This is a genomic window from Aeromonas sp. SER (genome assembly GCF_038739615.1).
Lineage (GTDB): Bacteria > Pseudomonadota > Gammaproteobacteria > Enterobacterales > Aeromonadaceae > Aeromonas > Aeromonas jandaei.
Window position 1 is genome coordinate 34,627 of the sequence record NZ_JBCGFC010000019.1, and the last position, 23,783, is coordinate 58,409.

26 protein-coding genes are annotated in these 23,783 nt (G+C 60.1%); 14 read left to right on the plus strand and 12 right to left on the minus strand.

Annotated features, from left to right (window positions below; all coding sequences use genetic code 11):
* Positions 1-72 precede the first annotated feature (72 nt).
* Both AAHA41_RS20480 and AAHA41_RS20485 read left to right on the plus strand, forming a co-directional pair.
* Positions 73-342, plus strand: coding sequence for a succinate dehydrogenase assembly factor 2 (locus tag AAHA41_RS20480; protein WP_323070474.1), 270 nt, complete (start codon positions 73-75; stop codon positions 340-342).
* 19 nt (positions 343-361) lie between these two features.
* The gene (locus tag AAHA41_RS20485; RefSeq protein ID WP_323070494.1) at positions 362-739 is read left to right on the plus strand and encodes a protein YgfX; all 378 of its coding nucleotides are present in this window, start codon (positions 362-364) and stop codon (positions 737-739) included.
* Between the two features lie 133 nt (positions 740-872).
* Here AAHA41_RS20485 and nadB read toward each other — a convergent pair whose 3' ends face one another.
* Positions 873-2,480 (minus strand): L-aspartate oxidase, encoded by a 1,608-nt coding sequence (gene nadB, locus AAHA41_RS20490; RefSeq protein ID WP_041210626.1) that lies wholly within the window; start codon positions 2,478-2,480, stop codon positions 873-875.
* Between the two features lie 182 nt (positions 2,481-2,662).
* Between nadB and rpoE the strand changes: the two genes are divergently transcribed.
* The 10 genes from rpoE to pdxJ all read left to right on the plus strand — a co-directional run bounded on the left by rpoE (position 2,663) and on the right by pdxJ (position 11,387).
* A complete protein-coding gene (gene rpoE, locus AAHA41_RS20495; RefSeq protein WP_033112788.1) occupies positions 2,663-3,244 on the plus strand; it encodes an RNA polymerase sigma factor RpoE in 582 nt (193 codons plus the stop codon).
* A gap of 22 nt (positions 3,245-3,266) precedes the next feature.
* Positions 3,267-3,869: an RseA family anti-sigma factor gene (locus AAHA41_RS20500; protein WP_033112789.1), complete on the plus strand. Its 603-nt coding sequence runs from the start codon at positions 3,267-3,269 to the stop codon at positions 3,867-3,869.
* Between the two features lie 21 nt (positions 3,870-3,890).
* Entirely contained in the window at positions 3,891-4,871 is a 981-nt protein-coding gene (locus AAHA41_RS20505) for a MucB/RseB C-terminal domain-containing protein (protein ID WP_033112790.1), read from the plus strand.
* A 101-nt stretch (positions 4,872-4,972) separates the two neighbouring features.
* Complete coding sequence (locus AAHA41_RS20510; protein WP_033112791.1) at positions 4,973-5,434, plus strand: SoxR reducing system RseC family protein; 462 nt, start codon at positions 4,973-4,975, stop codon at positions 5,432-5,434.
* Positions 5,435-5,551: 117 nt separating this feature from the next.
* Positions 5,552-7,345 (plus strand): translation elongation factor 4, encoded by a 1,794-nt coding sequence (gene lepA / locus AAHA41_RS20515; protein WP_033112792.1) that lies wholly within the window; start codon positions 5,552-5,554, stop codon positions 7,343-7,345.
* 3 nt (positions 7,346-7,348) lie between these two features.
* Entirely contained in the window at positions 7,349-8,272 is a 924-nt protein-coding gene (gene lepB / locus AAHA41_RS20520) for a signal peptidase I (RefSeq protein ID WP_323070473.1), read from the plus strand.
* On the plus strand, positions 8,273-8,944 hold the full coding sequence (rnc, locus tag AAHA41_RS20525) for a ribonuclease III (protein ID WP_033112794.1): 672 nt from the start codon (positions 8,273-8,275) through the stop codon (positions 8,942-8,944). It begins immediately after the preceding gene.
* The gene (gene era / locus AAHA41_RS20530) at positions 8,941-9,840 is read left to right on the plus strand and encodes a GTPase Era (protein ID WP_033112795.1); all 900 of its coding nucleotides are present in this window, start codon (positions 8,941-8,943) and stop codon (positions 9,838-9,840) included. Before rnc ends, era begins: the two co-directional genes overlap by 4 nt.
* A gap of 14 nt (positions 9,841-9,854) precedes the next feature.
* Complete coding sequence (gene recO / locus AAHA41_RS20535) at positions 9,855-10,565, plus strand: DNA repair protein RecO (protein WP_058056975.1); 711 nt, start codon at positions 9,855-9,857, stop codon at positions 10,563-10,565.
* Positions 10,566-10,649: 84 nt separating this feature from the next.
* Positions 10,650-11,387 (plus strand): pyridoxine 5'-phosphate synthase, encoded by a 738-nt coding sequence (gene pdxJ, locus AAHA41_RS20540; protein WP_005335389.1) that lies wholly within the window; start codon positions 10,650-10,652, stop codon positions 11,385-11,387.
* Between the two features lie 97 nt (positions 11,388-11,484).
* Here pdxJ and AAHA41_RS20545 read toward each other — a convergent pair whose 3' ends face one another.
* The 10 genes from AAHA41_RS20545 to kbaZ form a co-directional block, all read right to left on the minus strand.
* Entirely contained in the window at positions 11,485-12,729 is a 1,245-nt protein-coding gene (locus AAHA41_RS20545; RefSeq protein ID WP_323070472.1) for a PatB family C-S lyase, read from the minus strand.
* Positions 12,716-14,185 (minus strand): maltose/glucose-specific PTS transporter subunit IIBC, encoded by a 1,470-nt coding sequence (malX, locus tag AAHA41_RS20550; RefSeq protein WP_231556890.1) that lies wholly within the window; start codon positions 14,183-14,185, stop codon positions 12,716-12,718. Before malX ends, AAHA41_RS20545 begins: the two co-directional genes overlap by 14 nt.
* A gap of 104 nt (positions 14,186-14,289) precedes the next feature.
* Positions 14,290-15,144 carry a tagatose bisphosphate family class II aldolase gene (locus AAHA41_RS20555; RefSeq protein ID WP_043849849.1) on the minus strand — a complete coding sequence of 285 codons (855 nt, stop codon included), beginning with the start codon at positions 15,142-15,144 and terminating at the stop codon, positions 14,290-14,292.
* Positions 15,135-16,334 carry an N-acetylglucosamine-6-phosphate deacetylase gene (nagA, locus tag AAHA41_RS20560; protein WP_323070471.1) on the minus strand — a complete coding sequence of 400 codons (1,200 nt, stop codon included), beginning with the start codon at positions 16,332-16,334 and terminating at the stop codon, positions 15,135-15,137. The genes AAHA41_RS20555 and nagA overlap by 10 nt, the downstream gene beginning before the upstream one ends.
* A complete protein-coding gene (agaF, locus tag AAHA41_RS20565; protein WP_323070470.1) occupies positions 16,334-16,774 on the minus strand; it encodes a PTS galactosamine/N-acetylgalactosamine transporter subunit IIA in 441 nt (146 codons plus the stop codon). Before agaF ends, nagA begins: the two co-directional genes overlap by 1 nt.
* 48 nt (positions 16,775-16,822) lie before the next feature.
* Positions 16,823-17,701, minus strand: a complete 879-nt coding sequence (gene agaE / locus AAHA41_RS20570; protein WP_139733326.1) for a PTS N-acetylgalactosamine transporter subunit IID — start codon at positions 17,699-17,701, stop codon at positions 16,823-16,825.
* The gene (gene agaW / locus AAHA41_RS20575) at positions 17,691-18,464 is read right to left on the minus strand and encodes a PTS N-acetylgalactosamine transporter subunit IIC (RefSeq protein WP_005354369.1); all 774 of its coding nucleotides are present in this window, start codon (positions 18,462-18,464) and stop codon (positions 17,691-17,693) included. The genes agaE and agaW overlap by 11 nt, the downstream gene beginning before the upstream one ends.
* 15 nt (positions 18,465-18,479) lie before the next feature.
* Positions 18,480-18,953: a PTS N-acetylgalactosamine transporter subunit IIB gene (agaV, locus tag AAHA41_RS20580; RefSeq protein ID WP_323070469.1), complete on the minus strand. Its 474-nt coding sequence runs from the start codon at positions 18,951-18,953 to the stop codon at positions 18,480-18,482.
* The gene (locus AAHA41_RS20585) at positions 18,953-20,122 is read right to left on the minus strand and encodes an SIS domain-containing protein (RefSeq protein ID WP_323070468.1); all 1,170 of its coding nucleotides are present in this window, start codon (positions 20,120-20,122) and stop codon (positions 18,953-18,955) included. The genes agaV and AAHA41_RS20585 overlap by 1 nt, the downstream gene beginning before the upstream one ends.
* 12 nt (positions 20,123-20,134) lie before the next feature.
* Positions 20,135-21,448 carry a tagatose-bisphosphate aldolase subunit KbaZ gene (kbaZ, locus tag AAHA41_RS20590; protein WP_203130044.1) on the minus strand — a complete coding sequence of 438 codons (1,314 nt, stop codon included), beginning with the start codon at positions 21,446-21,448 and terminating at the stop codon, positions 20,135-20,137.
* A gap of 274 nt (positions 21,449-21,722) precedes the next feature.
* Here kbaZ and AAHA41_RS20595 point away from each other — a divergent pair, with 274 nt between their 5' ends.
* On the plus strand, positions 21,723-22,583 hold the full coding sequence (locus AAHA41_RS20595) for a DeoR family transcriptional regulator (RefSeq protein ID WP_201968388.1): 861 nt from the start codon (positions 21,723-21,725) through the stop codon (positions 22,581-22,583).
* A gap of 47 nt (positions 22,584-22,630) precedes the next feature.
* On the plus strand, positions 22,631-23,386 hold the full coding sequence (gene cysQ, locus AAHA41_RS20600) for a 3'(2'),5'-bisphosphate nucleotidase CysQ (protein WP_323070467.1): 756 nt from the start codon (positions 22,631-22,633) through the stop codon (positions 23,384-23,386).
* 78 nt (positions 23,387-23,464) lie between these two features.
* Here cysQ and AAHA41_RS20605 read toward each other — a convergent pair whose 3' ends face one another.
* Entirely contained in the window at positions 23,465-23,761 is a 297-nt protein-coding gene (locus AAHA41_RS20605; RefSeq protein WP_323070466.1) for a YciI family protein, read from the minus strand.
* Between the last annotated feature and the right edge of the window lie 22 nt (positions 23,762-23,783).

Genomic DNA, 23,783 nt, shown 5'->3' on the forward strand with positions numbered 1-23,783 from the left:
AAGACGTAACTAATGTTTGTCAGCCGGAAAATCCAGCTGGTACCATCCCCGGGTCTTTGTAAGGAGAGTTCCATGTTGAGCCCAGTTGAAAAATCCCGCCTGAAGTGGGCCTGCCGCCGTGGCATGCTCGAGCTGGATGTTGTTTTTATGCCCTTTTTCGAACACGAGTTCGACTCCCTGAGCGAAGCCGATCAGCAGACCTTTATCCGCCTGCTGGAGAGCGATGACCCGGACCTGTTCCGCTGGACCATGGGGCACGCTGTGCCGGCCGATCCCGCCTTCAGCGCCATGATCAAGCTGATCCTGGAGCGCAATCAGGCCCGTCACGACCGTCAGGCCTGATGTCGTGGAGCGGGTGATCATCCCTGTTCACCCCTCCCGCCATCAGTGCTACTGGCTGGTGGCCCTCTCTCTGTTGCTGCTCTGGCCGGTCAGCACCCTCGTAACCGGCTGGCAGTGGGCGCTGTTTGCTCCCGTCTGGTTGCTGGCGCTAGCCTTGAGCTGGCGGGCGTTGCCTCGTACTCCGTTCGAGCTGGAGTGGGATGGCCAGTGGCTGCGCTGGCAGAACGTATCCTATCGGCTCGGCAACAAGAGCCGCATTCTACCCGGCGTGCTGCGCCTTGAATTGCATCCGGAGCAGGGGCGCCCTTGCGTGCTCTGGCTCTTCGCCGATGCGCTGGTTCCCGATCACTACCGCCTGCTGGCCCGGGCAATCAACTTTCCCGCCGACCGGCGCTGAGCGATCTCATATTTTCCCTAGTTACCTCTTTGCACAAGCAACGAGGGAGGCTCTCTGTTCGACGGTTTGTCCCGGATTGCCCTAAAAAAATGACCCCGCCGAAGCGGGGTCATTGGTATGGCAGGAGAGGGGATCAATCCCGCTCCGGGGTCAGTACGGTCGGTTTCGAGTCCGGCAGCATCTCCGGGTAATCGAGGTTGTAGTGCAGGCCGCGCGACTCCTTGCGCTGCAGGGCGCAGTTGACGATAAGCTCGGCCACCTGCAACAGGTTGCGCAGCTCCAGCAGGTTGTTGGAGACCCGGAAGTGGGCGTAGTACTCCTGCACCTCCTGCTTGAGCAGATCGATGCGGCGCTTGGCCCGGGCGAGGCGCTTGTTGGTGCGCACGATTCCCACATAGTCCCACATCATCAGCCGCAGCTCGTGCCAGTTGTGCTGAATGACCACCAGTTCGTCAGAATCCTCCACCTGGCTCTCGTCCCAGGCGGGCAGGCGCGGCGGCTCGGCGCTCATCGGCAGCTTGGCCAGAATGTCGGCTCCCGCCTGATGGGCGTAGACCACGCATTCCAGCAGGGAGTTGGAGGCCATCCGGTTGGCACCGTGCAGACCGGTGTAGGTCACTTCGCCGATGGCGTAGAGGCCGGGGATGTCGGTCTGGCCGTTGTTGTCGATCATCACGCCACCGCAGGTGTAGTGGGCGGCTGGCACGATGGGCATCGCCTCCCTGGTGATGTCGATGCCAACCGCGAGGCAGCGCTCATAAATGGTCGGGAAGTGCTTGATGATGAAATCGGCCGGTTTGTGGCTGATGTCCAGATACATGCAATCCGCCCCGAGTCGCTTCATCTCGTGGTCGATGGCGCGGGCGACGATATCCCGCGGTGCCAGCTCGGCACGCTCGTCAAACTCAGGCATAAAGCGGCTGCCGTCCGGGCGGCGCAGATAGGCCCCCTCGCCACGCAGCGCTTCGGTCAGCAGGAAGTTGGGGTCGTCCGGGTGAAACAGGCTGGTGGGGTGGAACTGGTTGAACTCCAGATTCGCCACCCGGCAGCCGGCGCGCCATGCCATGGCGATGCCATCGCCAGAGCTTACATCGGGGTTGGAGGTGTACTGGTAGACCTTGGAGGCGCCGCCGGTGGCCAGCGCCACGAAGCGGGCGCGAACCACCTCGACCTGTTCGGCATTGCGGTTCCAGACATAGGCGCCCAGCACCTTGTTGCCCGGCAGACCGAGCTTGCGGGTGGTGATGAGGTCGACTGCGTTGAAGCGCTCCATCAGCTGGATGTTGGGGTGAGCGCGAACCTGATCAATCAGGGTGAGTTGCACCGCCTTGCCGGTGGCATCCGCCGCGTGGAAGATGCGGCGATGGCTGTGGCCTCCTTCGCGGGTCAGGTGGTACTGGGATTCGCCGTCGGCGTTCTCCTCCTGATCGAAGGGGACCCCCTGCTGGATGAGCCACTGGATTGACTCGCGGGCGTGGCGGGCGGTGAACTCGACCACGGCCGGGTCACACAACCCGGCCCCGGCGTTGAGCGTGTCGCTCACGTGGGATTCGATGCTGTCGGTCTCGTCGAACACGGCAGCGATGCCTCCTTGCGCATAGAAAGTGGCCCCTTCACTGATGGGCCCCTTGCTCAGAACCAGGACTTTGGCCTGGTCTGCCAATCGCAATGCGAGAGTCAGACCAGCGGCACCGCTGCCAATGATCAGTACGTCGCAAAGGTATTCAACACTTGCTTTCATAAGTATCATTGGCCTGGATTAAGAACTGGCACCATGGTAGCCCAAGCGGGGGCGAGGATGCAGCCTGCATCACATTTTTTTAAACAGATTCGAACTTTCTCTGATTCTCCCTGTCTGAACTTGTGCGCTTAGGAAGGGCCGGAAAAGAAGAACGATAACCTGATGGGGGTTTTACGGCTCTGATGAGCGACCAGAATCTACTGGACGAACAGCTGGTTGAACGGGTCCAGCGCGGCGACAAAGCAGCTTTCAACCTGTTGGTAAAAAAATACCAGCATAAGGTGGTCAACCTGATTGCCCGGTATGTCAACAACCCCGGCGACGTGCCCGATGTGGCGCAAGAGGCGTTTATAAAAGCCTACCGGGCATTGCCGACATTCCGTGGCGAGAGTGCTTTTTACACCTGGTTGTACCGAATTGCCGTGAATACGGCGAAGAACTATCTGACCTCCCAGGGGCGCAGGCCCCCGAGCAGTGATGTGGAGGCTGACGAAGCGGAGTCTTATGGTGGCGGTGAAGCCTTGCAAGAGGTCTCAACCCCGGAAAACCTGGCGCTGACTGACGAGATCAAACGCACCGTGTTTTCAGCCATTGAGGCATTGCCGGAAGACCTGAGGACAGCGATCACCCTTCGCGAACTGGAAGGGCTGAGCTATGAAGAGATTGCCGAAATCATGGATTGCCCAGTGGGTACGGTCAGATCCCGTATCTTCCGGGCGAGGGAAGCAATCGACAAAAAGCTGCAACCTCTGATCGAGAATTAACTGGGGAAAGACGGGTTAACTTATGGCAAACAAAGAGCAAATCTCTGCCCTGATGGATGGTGAGCTGAGTGACGCAGAGGTACTGAACGAGCTGGAGATGGACTCCGGCTTGCAAGATACCTGGGGTCGTTACCACCTGATTGGCGATGCCATGCGGGGTGACCTGCCGGTCAATCTGCAACTGGATCTCAGTGACAGCATCATGGCTGCGCTGGAGGATGAGCCGACCATACTGGCACCCAAGCCGGTCGAGGCCGCTCCGGTGGCGCAACCGGTCGTTGCACCGGTCAAGACAGATTCCAATGTGGTGCCCCTGTTTCGTCGAGTTGGCCAACAGCTGGGGCAATATGCCATCGCAGCGTCTGTGGCCGCCGCCGTTATCTTCGGGGTGCAGCAGTATCAGGGTCAGGACGGCGTGCCGAACAACCCTGTGCTCAATACCATCCCCATCGGTGGCAGTGCCGCGCCAGTGAGCGTCCACTATCCGCAAGAGGGCAACCGCGTTCGGCCGCAACAGGGAATGACCGAACAGCAGATGCAGGAGCAGCGCGAACGCATCAACGCCTTCCTGCGTGATCACCAGTTACAGCAACGCCTGTTGCAAGACAGACAGATCCAACAATAACGAGTTGTCAGGGATACAAACGTGCGCCAGTCCAGCCGTATTTTGCTGGCCTCTCTCCTGCTAATCAGTGCCAAGGCCTCGGCCGACGACAAGTCGGCCGAGGCCTTGTTGCAGCAGATGCAGAGTGCCGTGCATCAACAGAATTTCGAGTTGTCCATGGTCAAGGCCCGTCAGGGGCGTCTTGAACCGATCCGCATCAGCCACGCCGTGATCAATGGCAAAGAAGTGGCTCATCTCAGCTACCTCGACGGCAAGGCGATCGAGTATCTGCAGCGCGAGAACGAATACACCTTCTTTGAAAACAGCCATGACCCCTACACCCTGAAGGATGCCCGCTTCCCAGGTATCTGGTCGAGTCTGGTTAGCATGCCGCTCTCCCGGGTATTGCAGAGCTATGATCCCGTACTGGCCGGCCGCAGCCGCGTCGCGGGTGTGGTGGCTCAGGTGGTGAGGCTGGTGCCCAAGGAGGCCGACAAGTACGGCTTCATGCTCTGGGTTGACGAGCAGAGCCATCTGCTGCTGCGTGTCGACATGGTGGAGCGGGAAGGCAATCTGGTCGAGCAGCTGCTGGGGGTGGATCTGGAGCTGCAGAACAAGCCTGCCCCTTGGCTGGTGACCCTGGCCAACAGCAAGTTGCCCCCGGCGCTGGCGCTGGAAGATGCCTATCCGGCACCGCAGCAGCAGCTGAACTGGCAGGTGACCTGGTTGCCAGATGGCTTCAAGGTGTTGTCGCAGGACAGGCACCAGCTGGTGACCACCAGTATGCCGGTGGATTACATGATGCTCTCCGACGGGCTGGTGGATCTCTCGGTCTATGTCTCCCGGGTCGATCCCAAGCAGGCGGTGCGCCAGCAGCTGATCCGCCAGGGCGCCACCTCGCTGGTGAGCTTCGTCAACGAGGTGGGGGTTGAGATCACCGTGGTCGGGGAAGTGCCTGCCGAAACCGCCAAACGGATTGCCGAGTCGGTGCAGCCGCTGGCTCGCAACGAGGCCGTGCAGTGAGTCCATGCTCTGGGCTCACAGTGGCGCGCTGCTTGCCGTTGGCTGTGAGTCGTGTTCAGATCCAGCTCATTGCATGAGTACGAGGTGTTGCCGTGAACGAGATGAGTGAAGAGCTGGCGACCGTAGTAGCCATTGAGGGTGATCATGCCTGGGTGGAGTGCGAACGGCGCTCTGCCTGCAACGGCTGCCAGCAGCAATCCGGTTGCGGTACCGGCACTGTCGCCAAGGCGTTTCCCCTGAAAGCCCCACGATTGCGGGTTCGCCTTACCGCCGAGGTGAGCGTTGGCCAGCAGATTCGGCTCGGCATCCCGCAGGAGAGCCTGCTGCGCGGGGCCGCGCTGGTCTATGTGCTGCCGCTGTTCTGCCTGCTGGCGAGTGCTCTGCTGGGGCAACTCTGGTTGGCGCCGCTGCTCTCGGGGGGGGAGGGGATTACCATTCTGGCCTCTCTGCTGGGTGGCGCTGGCGGCTTTTTACTGGTTCGTTACTTTTCCGGCCGGCTTGATGAGGGGCGTTATGGCCCCCGCATGCTCGGCGTTGTGGTTCCCGTCCGTACCCTCTCCTGACCGAACAGGCGCTATTTCACTGGCGTTGGCGACTAAAGAATGGCCGTCAGCCGGGTTATCCAGTAAAATCGCGCCTCCATAACCGACCTTAAACCAATTTTGAGTGACTCTTGCTCGATGAAACACATTCGTAACTTTTCGATTATTGCGCACATCGACCACGGTAAATCGACCCTGTCGGACCGTCTGATCCAGACTTGCGGTGGCTTGTCCGACCGCGAGATGCAGGCTCAGGTGCTTGACTCCATGGATCTGGAGCGCGAGCGCGGCATTACCATCAAGGCGCAGAGTGTGACCCTGAACTACCAGGCACAAGACGGTAACACCTACCAGCTGAACTTTATCGACACCCCGGGCCACGTGGATTTCTCCTACGAGGTCTCCCGCTCTTTGGCGGCCTGTGAAGGGGCGCTGCTGGTGGTAGATGCCGGCCAGGGGGTTGAGGCACAGACTCTGGCCAACTGCTACACCGCCATGGAGATGGATCTGGAAGTGGTGCCGGTACTGAACAAGATCGACCTGCCAGCCGCAGAACCCGAGCGGGTTGCCGAGGAGATCGAAGACATCGTCGGTATCGACGCGGTCGATGCGGTGCGCTGCTCTGCCAAGACCGGCCTTGGGGTCGATCTGGTACTGGAAGAGATCGTGGCCAAGATCCCGGCACCGGAAGGTGATCCGGACGCGCCGCTGCAGGCGCTGATCATCGACTCCTGGTTCGACTCCTATCTGGGCGTTGTCTCTCTGGTGCGGATCAAGAACGGTTCCCTGAAGAAGAACGACAAGATCAAGGTGATGAGCACCGGTCAGGTGTGGGGTGTCGATCGTATCGGTATCTTCACGCCCAAGCAGGTGGACACCGACGGGCTGGGTTGCGGCGAGGTAGGTTGGGTTGTCTGCGGTATCAAGGACATCCACGGCGCGCCGGTGGGCGATACCCTGACTCAGGCCAAGAACGGTGCCGACAAGGCGCTGGCCGGTTTCAAGAAGGTGAAGCCGCAGGTGTATGCGGGTCTGTTCCCCATCTCCAGCGATGACTACGAGTCGTTCCGTGACGCCCTCGACAAGCTTTCCCTGAACGATGCCTCCCTGTTCTTCGAACCGGAGAGTTCCACTGCGCTGGGCTTCGGCTTCCGTTGCGGCTTCCTCGGCATGCTGCACATGGAGATCATTCAGGAGCGTCTGGAGCGTGAATACGATCTGGATCTGATCACCACGGCGCCGACCGTAGTGTACGAGATCGAGCTGACCGACGGTTCCACCATCCACATCGACAGCCCGGCCCAGATGCCTGCCATCACCAGCATCAAGGAGATGCGCGAGCCGATCGCCGAGTGTCACATCCTGCTGCCGCAGGAGTACATGGGCAACGTGATCACCCTCTGTATCGAGAAGCGTGGCGTGCAGACCAACATGGTCTATCACGGCAAGCAGGTGGCGCTGACCTATGAAATCCCGATGGCGGAAGTGGTGCTCGACTTCTTCGACCGCCTGAAGTCAACCAGCCGCGGCTACGCCTCGCTGGACTACGGCTTCAAGCGTTTCGAAACCTCCGACATGGTCCGTCTGGACATCATGATCAACGGTGAGCGGGTCGACGCGCTGGCCATCATCACCCACAAGGACAACGCCCAGTATCGCGGTCGTCAGGTGGTGGAGAAGATGCGCGAGCTGATCCCGCGCCAGATGTTTGATATCGCGATTCAGGCGGCCATCGGCAACCAGATCATCGCGCGCAGCACCGTCAAGGCACTGCGCAAGGACGTAACCGCCAAGTGCTACGGTGGTGACGTGAGTCGTAAGAAGAAGCTGCTGAACAAGCAGAAAGAAGGTAAGAAGCGGATGAAGTCCCTCGGCCGTGTCGACGTGCCGCAGGAAGCCTTCCTCGCGATTCTCCACGTCGGAAAGGATTAATAGATGGCAAGCACGTTTTCCCTGATCCTGGTGGTGGTCTGCGCGATCACCGGTGTTATCTGGTGTCTGGACAAGATGATCTGGTCCAGACAGCGAGCCGCCAAAATTGCCGTGGCCCGTGCCCATGGCGGCGCTCATCTGGATGACAAAACCCTGGCCAAGGTGGCTCCCGTTCCGGTCTGGATTGAACAGACCGCCGGGGTCTTCCCGGTCATCACCTTTGTGCTGATCCTGCGTTCGTTCATCTTTGAACCGTTCCAGATCCCGTCAGGCTCCATGATGCCCACTCTGCTGGTGGGCGATTTCATCCTGGTGGAGAAGTTTGCCTATGGTCTGCGGGACCCGGTGACCAACACCAAGTTCCTCGAGACCGGTGAGCCCAAGCGCGGCGATGTGGTGGTGTTCAAATACCCCCTCGAACCGCGGGTGGACTACATCAAGCGGGTGGTCGGCATGCCGGGGGATCGGGTCATCTATCGCAACAAGGAGCTGATGATCCGGCCCAAGTGCGAGGAGCAGGAGGGGAAAACGTGCCCGGGCTTCCAGAAGCTCGATGTCAAGTTTGAACAAAGAGGCGAATTTACCCAGATGGGGATCCCCCTTGACCGCTATACCGAGCAGCTGGGCGATGTCTCCCACGAGACCCTGCGCAACCCGCTGATGCCCGATATGGTTGGCCGTTACTATCGCCAGCCCGGCACCTATCCTGATGAGTGGGTAGTACCGGAGGGGCAATATTTCGTGATGGGCGACAACCGTGACAACAGTACCGACAGCCGTTTCTGGGGCTTTGTGCCCGAGCAGAACCTGGTCGGCAAGGCGGTCGCTATCTGGATAAGTTTTGAATTCGAGCGCGAAGAGGGCTCCCTGCTGCCAAGCTGGGTACCGACAGGGGTGCGCTTCAACCGCATTGGCGGAATCAAGTAAATGAATATCAAGATGAACAGACTGCAGTCCCGTCTCGGACACGTCTTTCAGGATCTGGAACTGCTGACCCGGGCGCTGACTCACCGCAGCGCCGGCTCCCGTCACAACGAGCGACTGGAGTTTTTGGGTGACTCGATTTTGAGTCTGGTGATTGCCGACGATCTCTTCCACCGCTTCCCGCAAGCGGCGGAAGGGGATCTCAGCCGGATGCGTGCCACTCTGGTGCGCGAGAAGACCCTGGCCGAGCTGGGGCGCGAGTTTGACCTCGGGGATCACCTGATCCTGGGGCCGGGCGAGCTGAAAAGCGGCGGTTTTCGCCGTGAATCGATCCTGGCCGATACGGTCGAGGCGGTGATTGGCGCCGTCTATCTGGACAGTGATCTCGAGACAGTACGCACTCTGCTGCTGGGCTGGTACACCAGCCGTCTGGAGGAGATCAAGCCGGGCATCGAGCAGAAGGATCCCAAGACCCGTCTGCAAGAAATTCTGCAGGGAAGCCGCAAATCCCTGCCGACCTATACAGTGACCAACGTCAAGGGCGAAGCCCACAACCAGGAGTTCACCGTCCAGTGTGACGTGGAAGGTCTGGATGGTCCGATCAAAGGGGTCGGCACCAGCCGCCGCAAGGCCGAACAGGCCGCGGCGCAGCAAGCATTGGAAAAACTGTCATGACAGATACAACCTACTGCGGCTTTGTCGCCATCGTGGGCCGCCCCAACGTGGGCAAGTCCACCCTGCTCAACAAGCTGCTTGGCCAGAAGGTCAGCATCACCTCAAAGAAACCCCAGACCACCCGTCACCGGATCCTGGGGATCGACACCGAGGATAACTACCAGACCATCTATGTCGATACCCCGGGTCTGCACATTGAAGAGAAACGGGCCATCAACCGCCTGATGAACCGCGCCGCCACCAGTTCGCTGGGGGACGTGGCCATGGTGGTATTCATGGTGGACGGTACTCACTGGACCAAAGATGACGAGATGGTGCTGGGCAAGTTGCGCAATCTCAAGTGCCCGGTGGTGCTGGCGGTCAACAAGATCGACAACGTCAAGGAGAAGGAGGAGCTGCTTCCCCACCTCGAGTGGCTGGGCCAGCAGATGAACTTCGCCCATATCCTGCCCATCAGTGCCCAGAAGGGTACCAACGTGGAGAAGATCCGCGAGTGGGCCAAGCCGTTGCTGCCGGAAAACGTCCACTTCTTCCCGGAAGATTACGTGACCGATCGCTCTTCCCGTTTCATGGCCTCCGAGATCATCCGCGAGAAGCTGATGCGCTTCACCGGTGAGGAGCTGCCCTACTCGGTGACGGTGGAGATCGAGCGCTTCAAGGTGGAAGAGAGCGGTATCTATCACATCCACGGCCTCATTCTGGTCGAGCGCGATGGCCAGAAGAAGATGGTCATCGGCAACAAGGGCGAGAAGATCAAGACCATCGGCACCGAAGCGCGCCTCGATATGGAACGGCTGTTCCAGAACAAGGTGCACCTCGAGCTGTGGGTCAAGGTCAAGTCAGGCTGGGCCGATGACGAGCGCGCCCTGCGCAGCCTTGGCTACGGTGACGATTAAGTGGCGCTGACTGATTGCTGACCCCGGCTTTCGTCATCCATAGCCGGCCCTATCGTGAGACCAGCCAGCTGGTCGAGGTATTCACCCAGGATAGTGGCCGCTTTACTCTGGTGGCTCGCGGTTCTCGCGGGCCACGCTCCCCTCTCAAGGGGCTGCTGCAACCCTTTACCCTGCTCACCATCGCCTGGCGCGGCAAGGGGGATCTCAAGAACCTTACCCAGGTCGAATGTCCCGACCACTCCCTGCGCCTCGGCGGCGATCGCCTCTTCTACGGCCTTTATCTCAACGAGCTGGTCTACTACCTGCTGGAAGCGCACACCCCGTTCCCCGAAGTGTTCGATGCCTATGCCCGTGCCATCATGGCGCTTGCTGACGGCGAGACGCCTGAGCTGCCGCTGCGCCGCTTCGAGTTTCTGCTGCTGCAGGCGCTCGGCTATGCGGTGGATTTCGAATACACGGCGGACGACGAGTCGCCCATCGAACCGACCCTGCTCTATGGCTTCGAGCGTGAATTGGGCTTTGTTGCTTGCGAGCGGGCGCCGGATCCCCGTACCCTGTTTCTCGGTGCCCACCTGCTCGCCTTTGCCGAGGGACGTTTCGATTCCCCTCCCTTGCTGCAGGCGGCCAAACGTTTCAGCCGACTGGCACTGCAACCCTATCTGGGCAAGCGTCAGCTAAAGAGCCGGGAGCTGTTTTTAAAACGCAAAGCCAGCATGCAAGGCTGACACAGATTACAGACATACGGATATTGGCGCGGGGTGATTCGCTGACCGCGCAGTCAACAGATGAAGCCTTTCAAGGAGTTCTCAATGAGTGAAATCTATCTGGGTGTGAACATCGACCATATCGCCACCCTGCGCAACGCCCGGGGCACCCAGTATCCGGATCCGGTACAGGCCGCCTTCGTGGCCGAGCAGGCCGGGGCTGATGGCATTACCGTGCATCTGCGTGAAGATCGCCGCCACATCACCGACCGCGATGTGGAGATCCTGCGCCAGACCATCCAGACCAGAATGAACCTGGAGATGGCGGTGACCGAAGAGATGATCGGCATCGCCTGCCGCATCAAGCCTCACTTCGTCTGTCTGGTGCCGGAGAAGCGCACCGAAGTGACCACCGAGGGCGGTCTGGACGTGGCCGGTCAGCTGGACAAGGTGACTGATGCCGTTGCCCGTCTCTCCGCGGTGGGGGCGCAGGTTTCGCTCTTTATCGATGCCGATCCCATTCAGATCGATGCGGCTGCCGAGAGTGGTGCTCCCTTTATCGAGATCCACACTGGCCGTTACGCCGATGCAACTACCGATGCCGAGCGCAACGCCGAGTTCAAGCGCATCGCCGCCGGTGCCTCCTATGCCGCTGGCAAGGGGCTCAAGGTCAATGCCGGCCACGGTCTGCACTACCACAACGTCAAGGCCATCGCCGCCATCCCCGAGCTCTATGAGCTCAACATCGGCCACGCCATCATCGGCCGCGCCGCCTTCGACGGTCTGGCCAAGGCCGTGAGCGATATGCGCCTGCTGATGCAGGAAGCCCGTCAGGGGATCTGATGGTTCGGGCACTGGCAACGCACAGTGCCCATATGAAACAAAAGGGACGCCATGGCGTCCCTTTTGTTGTTTCTGCCGATGGGAATATCGACAGCCGTCAGACCTGCTGCTGTGCCCATCTTCCCAGACGCTGCAGCGCCTCACCGAGCAGCTGGCGGGAGGTGCCTATGTTGATCCGCACATACTCTTCGCCATCGCTGACGTAGTGGGAGCCATCTTCGATGATGACCCCCGCTTCGACTGCCCACCTGCGGGTCACCTCGCTTGCGCTCATTCCGCTCCCTTTGGTATTGACCCAGACCAGATAGGAGGCATCCATCGGCATGACTTGGAAGTCGGGCAGGTTCTCCCTGAAGTAGCGCGCCAGCAGGGTGTAGTTTTCTCTCAGATAGAGATTCAAGTCAGCCAGCCACTCATCGCACTCGTTATAGGCGGTGATAATTCCCCAGAGCCCGAATACGTTGGGAGAGGTGATGGAGTTCTGCTCAAGGCGAGCTCTGAACCGGCTTCTGATCTGCGGATTTGGAATGATGCTGTAGGAGGTTTTCAATCCGCCCAGATTGAATGCCTTGTTGGGCGAGCTCATCAGCATCATGTTGTTGCGGTAACGCTCCTCCAGTGCCAGAAAGGAGACGAATTCGCCATGGATGATGTGCTCGGCATGCACTTCATCGACCATCATCAACACCTGATGGCGCAGGCAGATGTCGGCAACGGCTTCCAGTTCGGCCTGACTCCAGATCCTGCCCGACGGGTTGTGGGGTGAGCAGAGAAAATAGATTTTGGGCTTGTGGCCAATGATTTGCTCCTCCAGCTTCGCCAGATCGATCCGGTATCGCCCTTTGCTCAGGGCTAACGGGTTGGCGACAACCTTGACCCCCTGCCTTTCGGCCGCCTTGGCAAAGGGATCATAGACAGGGGTGTTCATGATGATGCTGTCGCCCGGCTGGCAGAATGCCTGCACCGTGTAATGCAGGGTGGAGACGGTGCCATAGGAGAGGGTGATCCACTCCCGCTCCACGGCGACCTTGTGGTGGCGGGCCTGGAAGTTGATGATCGCCTCGTAGAAATCATCGATGCAGTGGGTGTAGCTGAAGGTGCCCCAGCTGATGATTTCGCTGAACTTGCGAGCTACAGCCGGCGGTGATTTGAAATCCATATCGGCAATCCACATGGGAATGCTGTCTGCAGGAACGGGGCCAAAGCGGCTCTCGATAACTTTCATATCCCACTTGCGGCATTTGTCGCTGATGCGATCTGCCAGCTCGTCGAAACGGGAGGGTTGCAAGTCGGTAGAGGGGTTGGGGAGGCGCAGAGCCTCCCGATCTTTACAGGAGAGCATCGAGATTATCCTTCACGGTTTGAACCTGAGCGCCAATGATGACCTGCACGCTGTGCTCGTCGATTTTTACAACGGAGAGAGCGCCAGCCTGTTTCAGGATCTTCTCCTGCAGCTTGCCCATGTCGTGTACCACCAGTCTCAGCCGGGTAACGCAGTTGTCCAGACTGACGATATTCTCCTTGCCACCGAGGGCGCTCAGGATCACGGCCGGGTCGTGTTTCGCAATCTGGATATCATCGACCTCATCCCTGCCGGGGGTCTTGATGTCATATTTCTTTATGTACCAGTAGAAGACGGTGAAATAGATGGCAGACCAGATAAGGCCAATGGGAATAATCAGATACCACTTGGTTTGCCAGCCCTGCATGATGCCGAAAATAAGCAGGTCGAGTGCACTGCCATCGGTATTGCCGATGGTGACGCCACACATGGCCACCACAAAGAGCGCGGCGCCGGTCATAAAGACATGGAACAGATAGAGTACCGGCGCGACAAACAGAAACAGGAATTCGATGGGCTCGGAAATACCGGTCACGATAGAGACCAGTACCCCGGAGATAATCAGGCTCTTGATTCTGGTTCGATTGCCGGGCGTGGCTGCCATATACATGGCCAACGCTGCAGCAGGCAGACCGAATATAAAGGTCGGCATAAACCCTTGCGACAGGAAGGCGGTTGCTGCCGGGCTGATGGGGTCACCCGCTTTCAACTGGGCGAAGAAGATATTGAGAGCGCCGGAAATGGTTTCGCCATTGACCAGCTCGGTACCGCCTGCCGGGGTAAAGCGCACCATGGCCAGCATGATGTGGTGCAAACCGAGCGGTTTGAGCAGGTTAATGGCCACTCCGTAGAGGAAGGCACCAAAAGAGCCGGCAGAGATGATCATGTTGCCGACCGCAGTAATACCGAGCGCCACATAGTGCCAGAAGAGCGGCATGGCGAGACCTATCAGCGACATGACCAGCACGGTGATGATGGGCACGGAGCGCAAGCCGCTGAAGAACGAGAAGGCGTCGTGCAGTTTGAGGTTATAGAAACGGCGATGGATGAAGTAGGTCACGATCCCCGACACTATGCCACCCAGCACCCCCATGGAGAGGGTCTGAACCCCCATCACCATGGCTTGCCCCGCCAGTTTGATATTTTCCGGCGAAGCCAGTTGATTGGTACTGGCAAGATAGAAGTTGATTCCGATATTCATCGCCATATAGCCGACGAAACCGGAATAGGCCGCGACACCCTTGTTCTTTTCGGTCAATCCCATCGGAATTCCGATGGCAAACATGATGGGCAGATAGGTAAAGCCGAAGCTGCCTACGGTTGCCACCAGATTGAAGACGAGCTGGGTATATTCTCCACCAAGAAAAGGAAAATTATCTATGGTGGAGGGGCTGGTAATGGATGATCCCACCCCCAGCAGTAATCCCATGAATGCCATCAGAGAGACGGGAAACATGAATGTTTTCCCCAAACTCTGGGCAAATTCCCATACCTTATTTCGCAAGGATGCGCGAGCCATCATTATTATCTCCCAGACCTGTTACCGTAATTTTATTGTTATCAAATCTTGTTATTGCTCATGCACATACGGATTTTCGCCTCGACGACTTCCTCCATGGCGGCCATGGCGGGCACCAGATACTGGCGCGGGTCGCTGGCATCCGGATGAGAGCCAAGGAAGGCTTTCATCGCATCGGCGAAGGCGATCTTCAGTTCGGTCGCAACGTTGACCTTGCAGATCCCGAGTTCGATGCAGCGGCGCACATCGGCTTCCGGTACGCCGGAGGCGCCGTGCAGCACCAGCGGAATATCCACCTGCTCGCGAATGGCGGCGAGGCGGGCGAAGTCGAGGCGGGGCTCCTCCTTGTAGAGGCCGTGGGCGGTGCCGATGGCCACGGCCAGCGAGTCGATACCGGTGCGGCGGACAAACTCGGCCGCCTTGAGCGGGTCGGTAAATTTGGCATGAGCGGCATCGACGATGAGGTCATCCTCCTGACCGCCCAGCTGACCCAGCTCCGCTTCGACGCTGGCCCCCATGCGGTGGCAGAAGGTCACCACGCTGCGCACCTTCTCGATGTTCTCTTCAAACGGAAAGTGCGAGGCATCGATCATGGCGGAGCGAATACCCGCTTCGACCTTGTAGTGGATGTCCTGCTCGTCTTCGTGGTGATCCAGATGCAGCACCAGCGGGATACGGTACTCATGGGCGGCGGCCTGACAGATGGAGACCAGATACTCGACCCCTGCATGGCGATAGGTACCCGGGGTACCAGCCAGGATCACCGGAGAGCGCATGCGAGCGGCGGTGCGGGCCACCACCTGCACGGTTTCCAGGTTGTGGATGTTGAAAGCCGGTACGGCATAACCGCGGCGCTGGGCATCTTTGAGCATTTCATGGGAAGAGATCAGATACATAGTGACTCCTGAGCGTCCTGATTGACGCGAGATCCTGAGAAAAGGGAGGAGAGCTGGGGCGGGTTTATCTCCCGGCCAGCTACCCAGATGTGTTGTTGATTGAGTTCAGTGGTGAGGGCGAGCAGGTTGGCCTGTTTGCCAACCGCCAGTGAACCGAGACGATCGGCAATGCCGAGCATCTTTGCTGGTGCCAGCGAGGCCATTGCGATGGCTTCATCGAGCGGTACGTTCGCCAGCTGCACCATGTTGCGTACGGCGCCAAGCAGGGTGAGGGTGCTGCCCGCCAGGCCGCCGGTGTCGGTGCGTACCACACCGTTTTTCATCTCGACCCGATAGTTGCCAAGCAGATAGTGACCGTCGGGCATACCGGCGGCGCGCATCGCATCGGAGACCAAGAGCAGGCGCTGGCCGGCGCAGCAGTGACAGAGCTTGAGCACGCTCGGGTGGAGATGATGGCCATCGGCGATCAGCTCCAGCCAGGCTGCGGGATGGACAAGGCCCGCACCGACCAGGCCGGGTTCGCGGTGGTGCAGGCCGCGCATGCCGTTAAAGCAGTGCACCAGCCCGGAGGCGCCCGCTGCCAGTGCCGCCATGGTGGTGTCGTGATCCGCCGCCGAGTGGCCCAGCATTACCCGCACGCCGTTTGCGGCAAGATGGTGAATGGCTGCGATGGCATTGGGCTTTTCCGGTGCCAGTGCGACCACCTTCAGGCTGCCGCGCGCCAGCTCTTGCAGGTGGGTCAGTTCGGCAATATCCAGCTCCCGAAACAGCGCCTGATCGTGGGCGCCCTTGTTGTCCGGAGTGAAGTAGGGGCCTTCCAGATAGCAGCCGAGCAGCTCGGCGCCCGGCATGCCGTGGGCAACGCCGTCGGCAATCCGGACAAGGGCTTGCTCTATCTCGGGGAGTGGGGCGGTGACCGTGGTGGCAAGAAAAGCGCCGACCCCTTCTGCCGCCTTGGCCATCGACAAGGTAGCCAAGGCATTGCCATCGCTATCCATGACATCGACGCCAGCTCCGCCGTGGACATGACCATCGATCAGCGCAGGCACCAGCAGCTCGACATCCCGCGCCGGCTTTCCATCCGTGATGGGAGCGATGGCGGTGATGATGCCCCCTTCATGGGTGAGCTCCTGATGTTCCAGCCAACCCTGTTCGGTCAGCATGCGACGGGCACGGATCCGTGAGGCCATCAGATGCCCTCCTCGACGAGAGCGGCATCTGTCTGACGTTCTTTGCTCATCTCATCTGCCAGCGAGGTGAGACCCCGGTGGCCGCAATCAAGGGCCTGCTGGCGGAATTCACGGGCGCTGAGGCCATCGCGTTCCAGCGCCATCTCCAGCAGCAGCTGCAAGTTGGTACCGGTAATAACCTCCCGCTCTGGCTGGTGCAGTGAGAGGGTTGAGGCGACCCGAAACGGGGTGCCGCCGAGCAGGTCGGTCAGGAAAACCACGCCATCCCCCTTGTCGACCTCTGCCAGCGCCGCTTCGCACTGTGCCTGCAGCAGGGCGGTGGTGGAGCTCTCGGGAAAGTCGATGGCGATAACCGCGTCCTGTTCGCCGAGGATCTGCAGCATGGCGCGCTCCAGACCGCTGGCGAAACCGCCATGACCACAAATGATGATGCCCAACATAGTCTGTTCCTTTACTGCAAAGGGGGCCGGCTTGCTGCCGGCTCCGGATTAGAGGAAACCGGCGAACTTGCCGACGATACCGAGTACCACCGTGATGACGATGAGGCGCAGCGGGCTCCAGCCTTTGCGGATCAGGGCGTACATTGCCAGGGTGTAGAGCAGCGGCAGGAAGGCGGGCATCAGCTTGTCGAGCACATCCGCCTGCAGCTTAACGACTGCATCACCGGCAGTGATCTCCAGCGTGGTGCCAAGACGCACATAGGTGGCGACCAGCGCGCCGATCACCGTCATACCGACGATGGATGCGGCATGCCCCACCTTGCGGGTATTGGCCTTGATGACCGGAATGGCCGCAACCCCCATGCGGTAGGCGTAGTGCGCCAGACCAAAACGCAGGCCGAAGTGGACCACGTTGAACAGCAGGAAGAAGACCACGGCACCCATGATGGAGCCTTGCAGCGCCAGATCTGCCCCGATGCCGCCACAGATGGGGAGCAGGGTGAGCCAGAACATGGCATCGCCGATCCCGCCGAGCGGTGCACCGACGGCAATCTTGGTGCTCTGGATGCTGTTGACGTTCTGCTTGGAGCGCTCCATCGCCAGCACGATCCCCATCACGAAGGTGACCAGGAAGGGGTGGGTGTTGAAGAAGCCCATGTGCCCTTTCATGGCCCGCGAAAGATCCCGCTGATTGGTGTGGATCTTCTGCAGTGCCGGCAGCAACCCATAGAGCCAGCCGGAGGCCTGCATCCGCTCATAGTTGAAGGAGGCCTGCAACAGCAGAGAGCGCCAGGCAAAGCGGTTGATATCCTGCTTGGTCAGCTCGGCGCCAAGCTGCTGATCTTCATAGGTGTCGTCGGATTGTGGCCGGGTATTGTGCGGTTCGGCGCTGGAGATGATCCGCGCAGCTGTGTTGTTAGATGCCATCTTCGGTTTCCTCCTGAACTGGACGAGCTTGCGGGGTGGTGGTGCGCATGAAGTCGATCAGGGCCATGGCCAGCGCGGCGGCGGCGATGGCCAGTACCGGCAACTGGAGCCAGGCGGCAGCGACGAAACCGAGGATGAAGTAGGGGATATAGACGTTCTTCATCATGATCTTGAGCAGCACGGCAAAACCGATGGCGGGCATGATGCCGCCAGCAACGCCGAGGCCGTCGATGAGGCGGGCGGGCAGCACGTCGATGGCCGCCTTGGCATGTTCGGCCCCGAAGTAGGTGGGCAGGAAGGCACAGAGGAAGTAGAAGGTGCCCAGCGCCAGCAGTGCCAGGTAGTTGACCCGCTCGATACCGCGCACGTCAGCCGCTTCGGCCATGCGATCGCAGCGGGACATCACCCCCGACATCACCGAGAAGAGGAAGGTGATCCCCATCTGCACGGCCACGGCGAAGGGAACGGCAACGCCGACCGCCACATCCGGTTTGACCCCGGTGGTGATGGCGAAGGTGGCGCCGACTATGGTGCCGATAATGACGTTGGGCGGTTGCGCCCCCGCCAGCGGGGCCAACCCCATCCAGACCAGCTCCAGGGTGCCGCCCACCAGAATACCGGTGGGCAGGTCGCCGAGGATGAGGCCAACCAGCGGCCCCAGCACCACGGGACGGTGGAAGTGGGTCAGACCGTTGAACAGGTCGAGTCCGGCGAAAAACGCCAGGATGCCAAGCAGCAGACCTTGTAACAAACTGATTTCCATCACAATTGTCCTTAATCAGAGCAAATTGAAAATGTCCTGTGCCGGTTCGGTCGGCACGCCCTGGACATAGCACTCGACACGGGCGTCCCGCAGGGCGCGAAATGCGGTGATGTCCTGTTCGTCCACGGATACGGTCTTGTGGATTTGACGCTTGCCGTCGGCGTAATGCATGTTGCCGACGTTGATCCGGGAGATGGGGACACCTCCCTGAACCAGGGTGTTGAAATCGGTCGGGTTTTTGCAGACCAGCAGGATCTTCTGGCGATCTGCCGCCTTGTGGATGTTGTCGATCACCTTCTGGATCGGCCAGAACCGCACTGCAATGCCTTCGGCCAGTACCATCTCCATCAGGTTCTGCTGGATGGGGTCCTCTGCCACTTCGTCGTTGGCAACCAGCACCAGATTGGCACCGGCAAAGCCGACCCACTGGACGCCGACCTGACCGTGGATCAGACGCTCATCGATCCGGCTCAATACGATATTGGGCATCACAGCACTCCTTCTTGGTGGAACGGGTAGATATTGACCCCCTGTACGACCCGGTTGACCTGACCGGTGGGGCAGGGATTGTCCGGGCTGATCCCCAGTCCCAGCGAGGTATGGAAGGCGTAGTACTGGGCATAGAGCAGGTAGCAGAAGGCGAGCTGGGCATCGTCGCCATGCAGGGTGGCGGGCAAATAGATGTGCTCCCCCTCCTCGATGGCGGGATGGTGCTGGTCGGCGATGGCGACCACCCGGGCGGCCTTGCCATCGCTTCGCAGCTCGCGCAGCAGATCCAGATCGTATTGCCGGGTGTAAGGGTCGTTGGAGATGAGCAGCACGATGAGCGTCTGTTCGTTGACGACCGATTTCGGACCGTGGCGAAAACCAGTGGGGGAATCGAACATGGCGACCAGACGGCCGGCGGTCAGCTCCAGCAGTTTGAGTGCCGCCTCCTGCGCCACCCCTTGCAGACTGCCGCTGCCAAGATAGATGACCCGCTCGGGCAACGGCTCGCTCCAGGCCGGTACGCGCTGTACGACCTGCTCCAGAATGGCGTCACTGGTGGTGACCAGCTGCTCGCAGCGCTGGCGGTTGAACCGCTCTGGCAGAAAGAGAGCCAGACAGCTCAGCATCATGCTGGTCAGGCTGCTGGTCATGGCGAAGCTGCGATCATTGGTCTGGGGCGGCATCAGCAGGGCCAGAGAGTGGGCATCTTGCTGGCAGCGGCGATAGAGCGCCCCTTCACCGTTGCAGGTCAGTACCAGATGGTGGCAGTCGCTGAGCAGCTGGCTGGCCAGTTCGACCGCCGCCACGCTCTCGGGGCTGTTGCCGGAGCGGGCAAAGGAGATAAGCAGGGTCGGGCAATCTTCGGCCAGATACTCGGCCGGGTCGGTGACGATATCCGTGGTGGCGATCGCCTCGACCCGGGCATGCAGGTGGGCCGAGAGATAGGGGGCGAGCGCCCGACCGGCAAAGGCGGAGGTGCCAGCCCCGGTCAGGATAATGCGCAGCTCTTGTCGGGCGAGCAGGGGGGCCAGAAAACGGGTCAATGCTGGACGGCACTCCTCGACCATGGTGAGGGTCTCGCGCCAGGTGGCGGGTTGCTGGCGAATTTCACGGGCAGTCGCCAGGCCATTGGCACTGCGCAACATCTCTTCTGAATAACCAAGGATCATGTCTGCAACTCCTTATACAACGGGGTCGAGCTGGGAATGGCGGCGAGAGGCCGCAGTGCAGGCGCTGGCGTAGTGCCGCAGCACCTCCTGCACCTGATCGAGAATGAGGTCATGGGGATTGGCCGAGAGCGTGCCCTGACGCACCTTGCGATACTGCAGGGGCAGATGCTGGCTCAGCAGGGGGAGCGGGATTGGCTCCGCCGCCAGATTGGCCAGCAATCTGGCGTAGCACTCATCGACCCGGCTATCGGGCCAGTAGTAGCGAATGCGATCCGAATAGCTGTAGCCACGGGCCAGCCGGCACTCGTTGGCACTGCCCTGATAGTGGCTACGCCAGAAGTCGGGTCGCTCCAGCATGGTCTCTTCCATCACCTTGCGCAGACCGGAACAGGCCTTGGCAACCACCAGTTCCTCCTCGATGGCGGCAAGGGCAAACAGCGCTTCGCGCAGGGCGAAGGTGAGGGCTGGGCCGACTTTGAGAATGGCAAAGTGGTCGCGTACCAGCTGGCGGTAAGCCTCGGGAGTCTGGTAGTCGGTGGAGTGGGCCTCGAATACCATGTGGGGATAGGCTTCGATCATCCGGCTAAGAGGGGCCGCTTTTTCGGGCCGGTAATCGATGACGCGGGTATGGTCAAACTCGACGCCGGGTTGCACCACCAGACCGATCACCCTCGGCCAGATATGGGCCAGCCCCGCCTTGCTGAAGGCCTGTTGATGGGCCTCGAGGGTGTGGCGTGCCGCCTCCGGCGTGGTGACCGCCAGCTCGGCAAGATCTTCATGGGCACCGCCCGGCACCGGCACCTCGGTGCCAATCACATAGACCAGATCGCTCTCGCCAAAGGTGGCCAGACAGGTTTGCTCGGCGATCTGCGCCAGCCGTGCCGCCCTTTCAGCGACCAGCTCATCGGTCAGGGGAACGGGATCGCCCTGACAGGACATGCTGCAGTCGAGGTGGATCTTCTTGAACCCGGCCGCGACATAGCTGGCGATGAGATCCCCGGCATGGGCCATGGCCTGCTCGGCCGGTTCCCCCTGCCAGCGGTTGGGGCCCAGATGGTCGCCCCCCAGAATGAGACGCTGCGCCGGAAAGTGACACTGTGCCGCCAGCTCGTAGAGACGATCGCGAAAGTCAGCGGGGGTCATGCCGGTATAGCCGCCAAACTGATCCACCTGATTGGATGTGGCCTCGACCAGCAGCAGCTCATCCCCTTCGGCGGCCAGCCGCAGCGCGGCCTCCAGCACCAGCGGGTGAGCGGAGCAGACGGCGTAGATCCCGGTCTGTTCTCCCTGTTTATGTCTTTCGACCAGTGCCAGCATGGATTTCATTTTGATGTCCCTTGGTTGCTGCGTATGGAAATGTTCTTTCGATTTCTTTTCTTTACGGTAGTGGGGAGGAAAAGAAAACGAAACAAAAGAGTCGTCAGATCTTGAAAGGGATCACAAAAAGAAAGGTATCGAAAGGGTTTGAATAGTAGGGAAAGATGGTGAGAGTGGTGGTAAAGCGTAATGAAGGCTTGATTTGGCACCTTCGCTGAGCGTTAATATGCAAACGTAACGAAGTGAAAGCGATCTTTCACTACAGCATTCCGGCAGAAGAACTATGCAAACAAGCGAAAAAGGTGCGCTCGGAACCAGCGAGCGGCGGGAGCGGATTATTCAGCAGCTGCGCAGCAATGGCAGCGTTCAGGTCAACGAGCTGGCGAGTCACTATCAGGTCTCTACCGTGACTATCCGCAACGATCTGGCCTTTCTGGAGAAGCAGGGGGTGGCCGTGCGCGCCTACGGCGGCGCCCTGTTGTGCGAGCCGGGCCAGACGGTGCCGGAGCGCACCATTGCCGACAAGAGTGTGCTCAATACACCGGTGAAACAGCGGATCGGCGCGCTGGCGGCGACCCTGGTGCCCTCCGGTTGTCGCCTTATCCTCGATTCGGGGACGACAACACTGGAGGTGGCGCGTCATCTGAAGGGACATCAGGAGATCCTGGTGATGACCAACGGCATGAACGTGGCGAATGAACTGCTCGAAGCAGAAGGGGTGGAGCTGCTGATGACGGGTGGACATCTGCGCCGCAAGTCGCTCTCCTTCTACGGTGCGCAAGCAGAGCAGTCCCTGCAAAACTACCACTTTGACATGCTGTTTCTCGGGGTGGATGGCATCGATCTGGATCGCGGCGTCAGCACCCATCATGAGGACGAAGCACGCCTCAACCGCTGCATGTGTCAGGTGGCCGAGCGGATTGTGGTGGTCACCGACTCCAGCAAGTTTGGCCGGCGCAGCCTGCACAAGATCATCGATACCCTGCGTATTCACACCCTGATCACCGACGATGCCGTGCCTGCCGATATTCTTTCCGGCCTGCGCAATGCCGGTATCGAAGTGCTGCTGGTACCGGCCGATGGCAGCACGGGACAGGAGAAGCGCGGGCAATATAATCCAGTGCAATCAGCTATAAGCGGTTGATGACAAACGCGATAGACTGAGTTTCTCACTCACTGATCGAGCCTGTTATGTACCACCCCGATATCACCGAACTTGAACCTGTCGCCCGCGCTGCGGGGGCGGCCATCATGGCCATCTACAGCCAGCCCTTCGCGGTGGAGTACAAGAGCGACGAGAGTCCGCTGACCGCGGCCGACAAGGGGGCTCATGAGGTGATCGTTCAGGCGTTGGCACGGCTGACTCCGGATATCCCTGTGCTGTCGGAGGAGTCGGGGCCAGAGGTGATGGCGGCGCGCCACGGCTGGTCCCGCTACTGGCTGGTGGATCCCCTCGATGGCACCAAGGAGTTTGTCTCCCGCAACGGCGAGTTCACCGTCAATATCGCGCTGATTGAAGAGGGGGCGCCGCGCTGGGGGCTGGTCTATGTCCCTGTGCTGGACAAACTCTGGTATGGCGGCAAGGGGCTCGGTGCTTGGCGCATCGCCGATGGCAAGCGCGCGTCCATCCAGACCCGGCCTCATCGTGAAGGAACTGCGTGGCGAGTGGTGGGCAGTCGCAACCACCTGTCGCAGGAGACCCTCGATTTCTTGGCTCCCTTTGGTGAAATCGAGCTGGTTTCTATGGGCAGTTCGCTCAAGTTCTGCATCATCGCCGAGGGGGGCGCCGAGCTCTATCCGCGCCTCGCCCCCACCTGCGAGTGGGATACCGGCGCTGCGCAGGCGGTGCTGGAGGGGGCGGGGGGCAGCGTCACCCAACTCGACGGTTCACCCCTTGTCTACAACAAGCCAGATATCCTCAACCCCTGGTTTGTGGCCAGGGCATAAACGAGATATCGGGATACAAAAAGGCCGGACTGGAGTGAACTTCCAGTCCGGCCTTTTTATTTCTCTATTCGCTTCGGGTCAGAAGACTTTCTTGAACGGCTTGATGGTCACTTTGGCATAGACGCCAGCCGCCACATAGGGATCGGCATCGGCCCAGGCCTGGGCATCAGCCTGCGAGGCAAACTCGGCGATGACGGTACTGCCGGTAAAGCCGGCATCGGCCGGATCCTCGGCATCGATGGCCGGGTTGGGGCCGGCTGTCAGCAGCCGCCCCTCATCCTGCAGGGCTTGCAGGCGAGCCAGATGGGCGGGGCGAACCAGCTTGCGCAGCGGCAGGCTGCCCTGAACATCTTCGGAGTAGATGAGATACCACATGAGACAATCCTTTTCTGATGAG

Excerpts from the sequence above, each read along its gene's own strand:
- AAHA41_RS20480 (WP_323070474.1), top strand. The coding sequence starts at position 73 with ATGTTGAGCCCAGTTGAAAAATCCCGCCTGAAGTGGGCCTGCCGCCGT.
- nadB (WP_041210626.1), bottom strand. The coding sequence starts at position 2,480 with ATGAAAGCAAGTGTTGAATACCTTTGCGACGTACTGATCATTGGCAGC.
- rpoE (WP_033112788.1), top strand. The coding sequence starts at position 2,663 with ATGAGCGACCAGAATCTACTGGACGAACAGCTGGTTGAACGGGTCCAG.
- AAHA41_RS20500 (WP_033112789.1), top strand. The coding sequence starts at position 3,267 with ATGGCAAACAAAGAGCAAATCTCTGCCCTGATGGATGGTGAGCTGAGT.
- AAHA41_RS20510 (WP_033112791.1), top strand. The coding sequence starts at position 4,973 with ATGAGTGAAGAGCTGGCGACCGTAGTAGCCATTGAGGGTGATCATGCC.
- lepA (WP_033112792.1), top strand. The coding sequence starts at position 5,552 with ATGAAACACATTCGTAACTTTTCGATTATTGCGCACATCGACCACGGT.
- lepB (WP_323070473.1), top strand. The coding sequence starts at position 7,349 with ATGGCAAGCACGTTTTCCCTGATCCTGGTGGTGGTCTGCGCGATCACC.
- rnc (WP_033112794.1), top strand. The coding sequence starts at position 8,273 with ATGAATATCAAGATGAACAGACTGCAGTCCCGTCTCGGACACGTCTTT.
- era (WP_033112795.1), top strand. The coding sequence starts at position 8,941 with ATGACAGATACAACCTACTGCGGCTTTGTCGCCATCGTGGGCCGCCCC.
- pdxJ (WP_005335389.1), top strand. The coding sequence starts at position 10,650 with ATGAGTGAAATCTATCTGGGTGTGAACATCGACCATATCGCCACCCTG.
- AAHA41_RS20545 (WP_323070472.1), bottom strand. The coding sequence starts at position 12,729 with ATGCTCTCCTGTAAAGATCGGGAGGCTCTGCGCCTCCCCAACCCCTCT.
- malX (WP_231556890.1), bottom strand. The coding sequence starts at position 14,185 with ATGTTTCCCGTCTCTCTGATGGCATTCATGGGATTACTGCTGGGGGTG.
- AAHA41_RS20555 (WP_043849849.1), bottom strand. The coding sequence starts at position 15,144 with ATGTATCTGATCTCTTCCCATGAAATGCTCAAAGATGCCCAGCGCCGC.
- nagA (WP_323070471.1), bottom strand. The coding sequence starts at position 16,334 with ATGGCCTCACGGATCCGTGCCCGTCGCATGCTGACCGAACAGGGTTGG.
- agaF (WP_323070470.1), bottom strand. The coding sequence starts at position 16,774 with ATGTTGGGCATCATCATTTGTGGTCATGGCGGTTTCGCCAGCGGTCTG.
- agaE (WP_139733326.1), bottom strand. The coding sequence starts at position 17,701 with ATGGCATCTAACAACACAGCTGCGCGGATCATCTCCAGCGCCGAACCG.
- agaW (WP_005354369.1), bottom strand. The coding sequence starts at position 18,464 with ATGGAAATCAGTTTGTTACAAGGTCTGCTGCTTGGCATCCTGGCGTTT.
- agaV (WP_323070469.1), bottom strand. The coding sequence starts at position 18,953 with ATGCCCAATATCGTATTGAGCCGGATCGATGAGCGTCTGATCCACGGT.
- AAHA41_RS20585 (WP_323070468.1), bottom strand. The coding sequence starts at position 20,122 with ATGATCCTTGGTTATTCAGAAGAGATGTTGCGCAGTGCCAATGGCCTG.
- kbaZ (WP_203130044.1), bottom strand. The coding sequence starts at position 21,448 with ATGAAATCCATGCTGGCACTGGTCGAAAGACATAAACAGGGAGAACAG.
- AAHA41_RS20595 (WP_201968388.1), top strand. The coding sequence starts at position 21,723 with ATGCAAACAAGCGAAAAAGGTGCGCTCGGAACCAGCGAGCGGCGGGAG.
- cysQ (WP_323070467.1), top strand. The coding sequence starts at position 22,631 with ATGTACCACCCCGATATCACCGAACTTGAACCTGTCGCCCGCGCTGCG.
- AAHA41_RS20605 (WP_323070466.1), bottom strand. The coding sequence starts at position 23,761 with ATGTGGTATCTCATCTACTCCGAAGATGTTCAGGGCAGCCTGCCGCTG.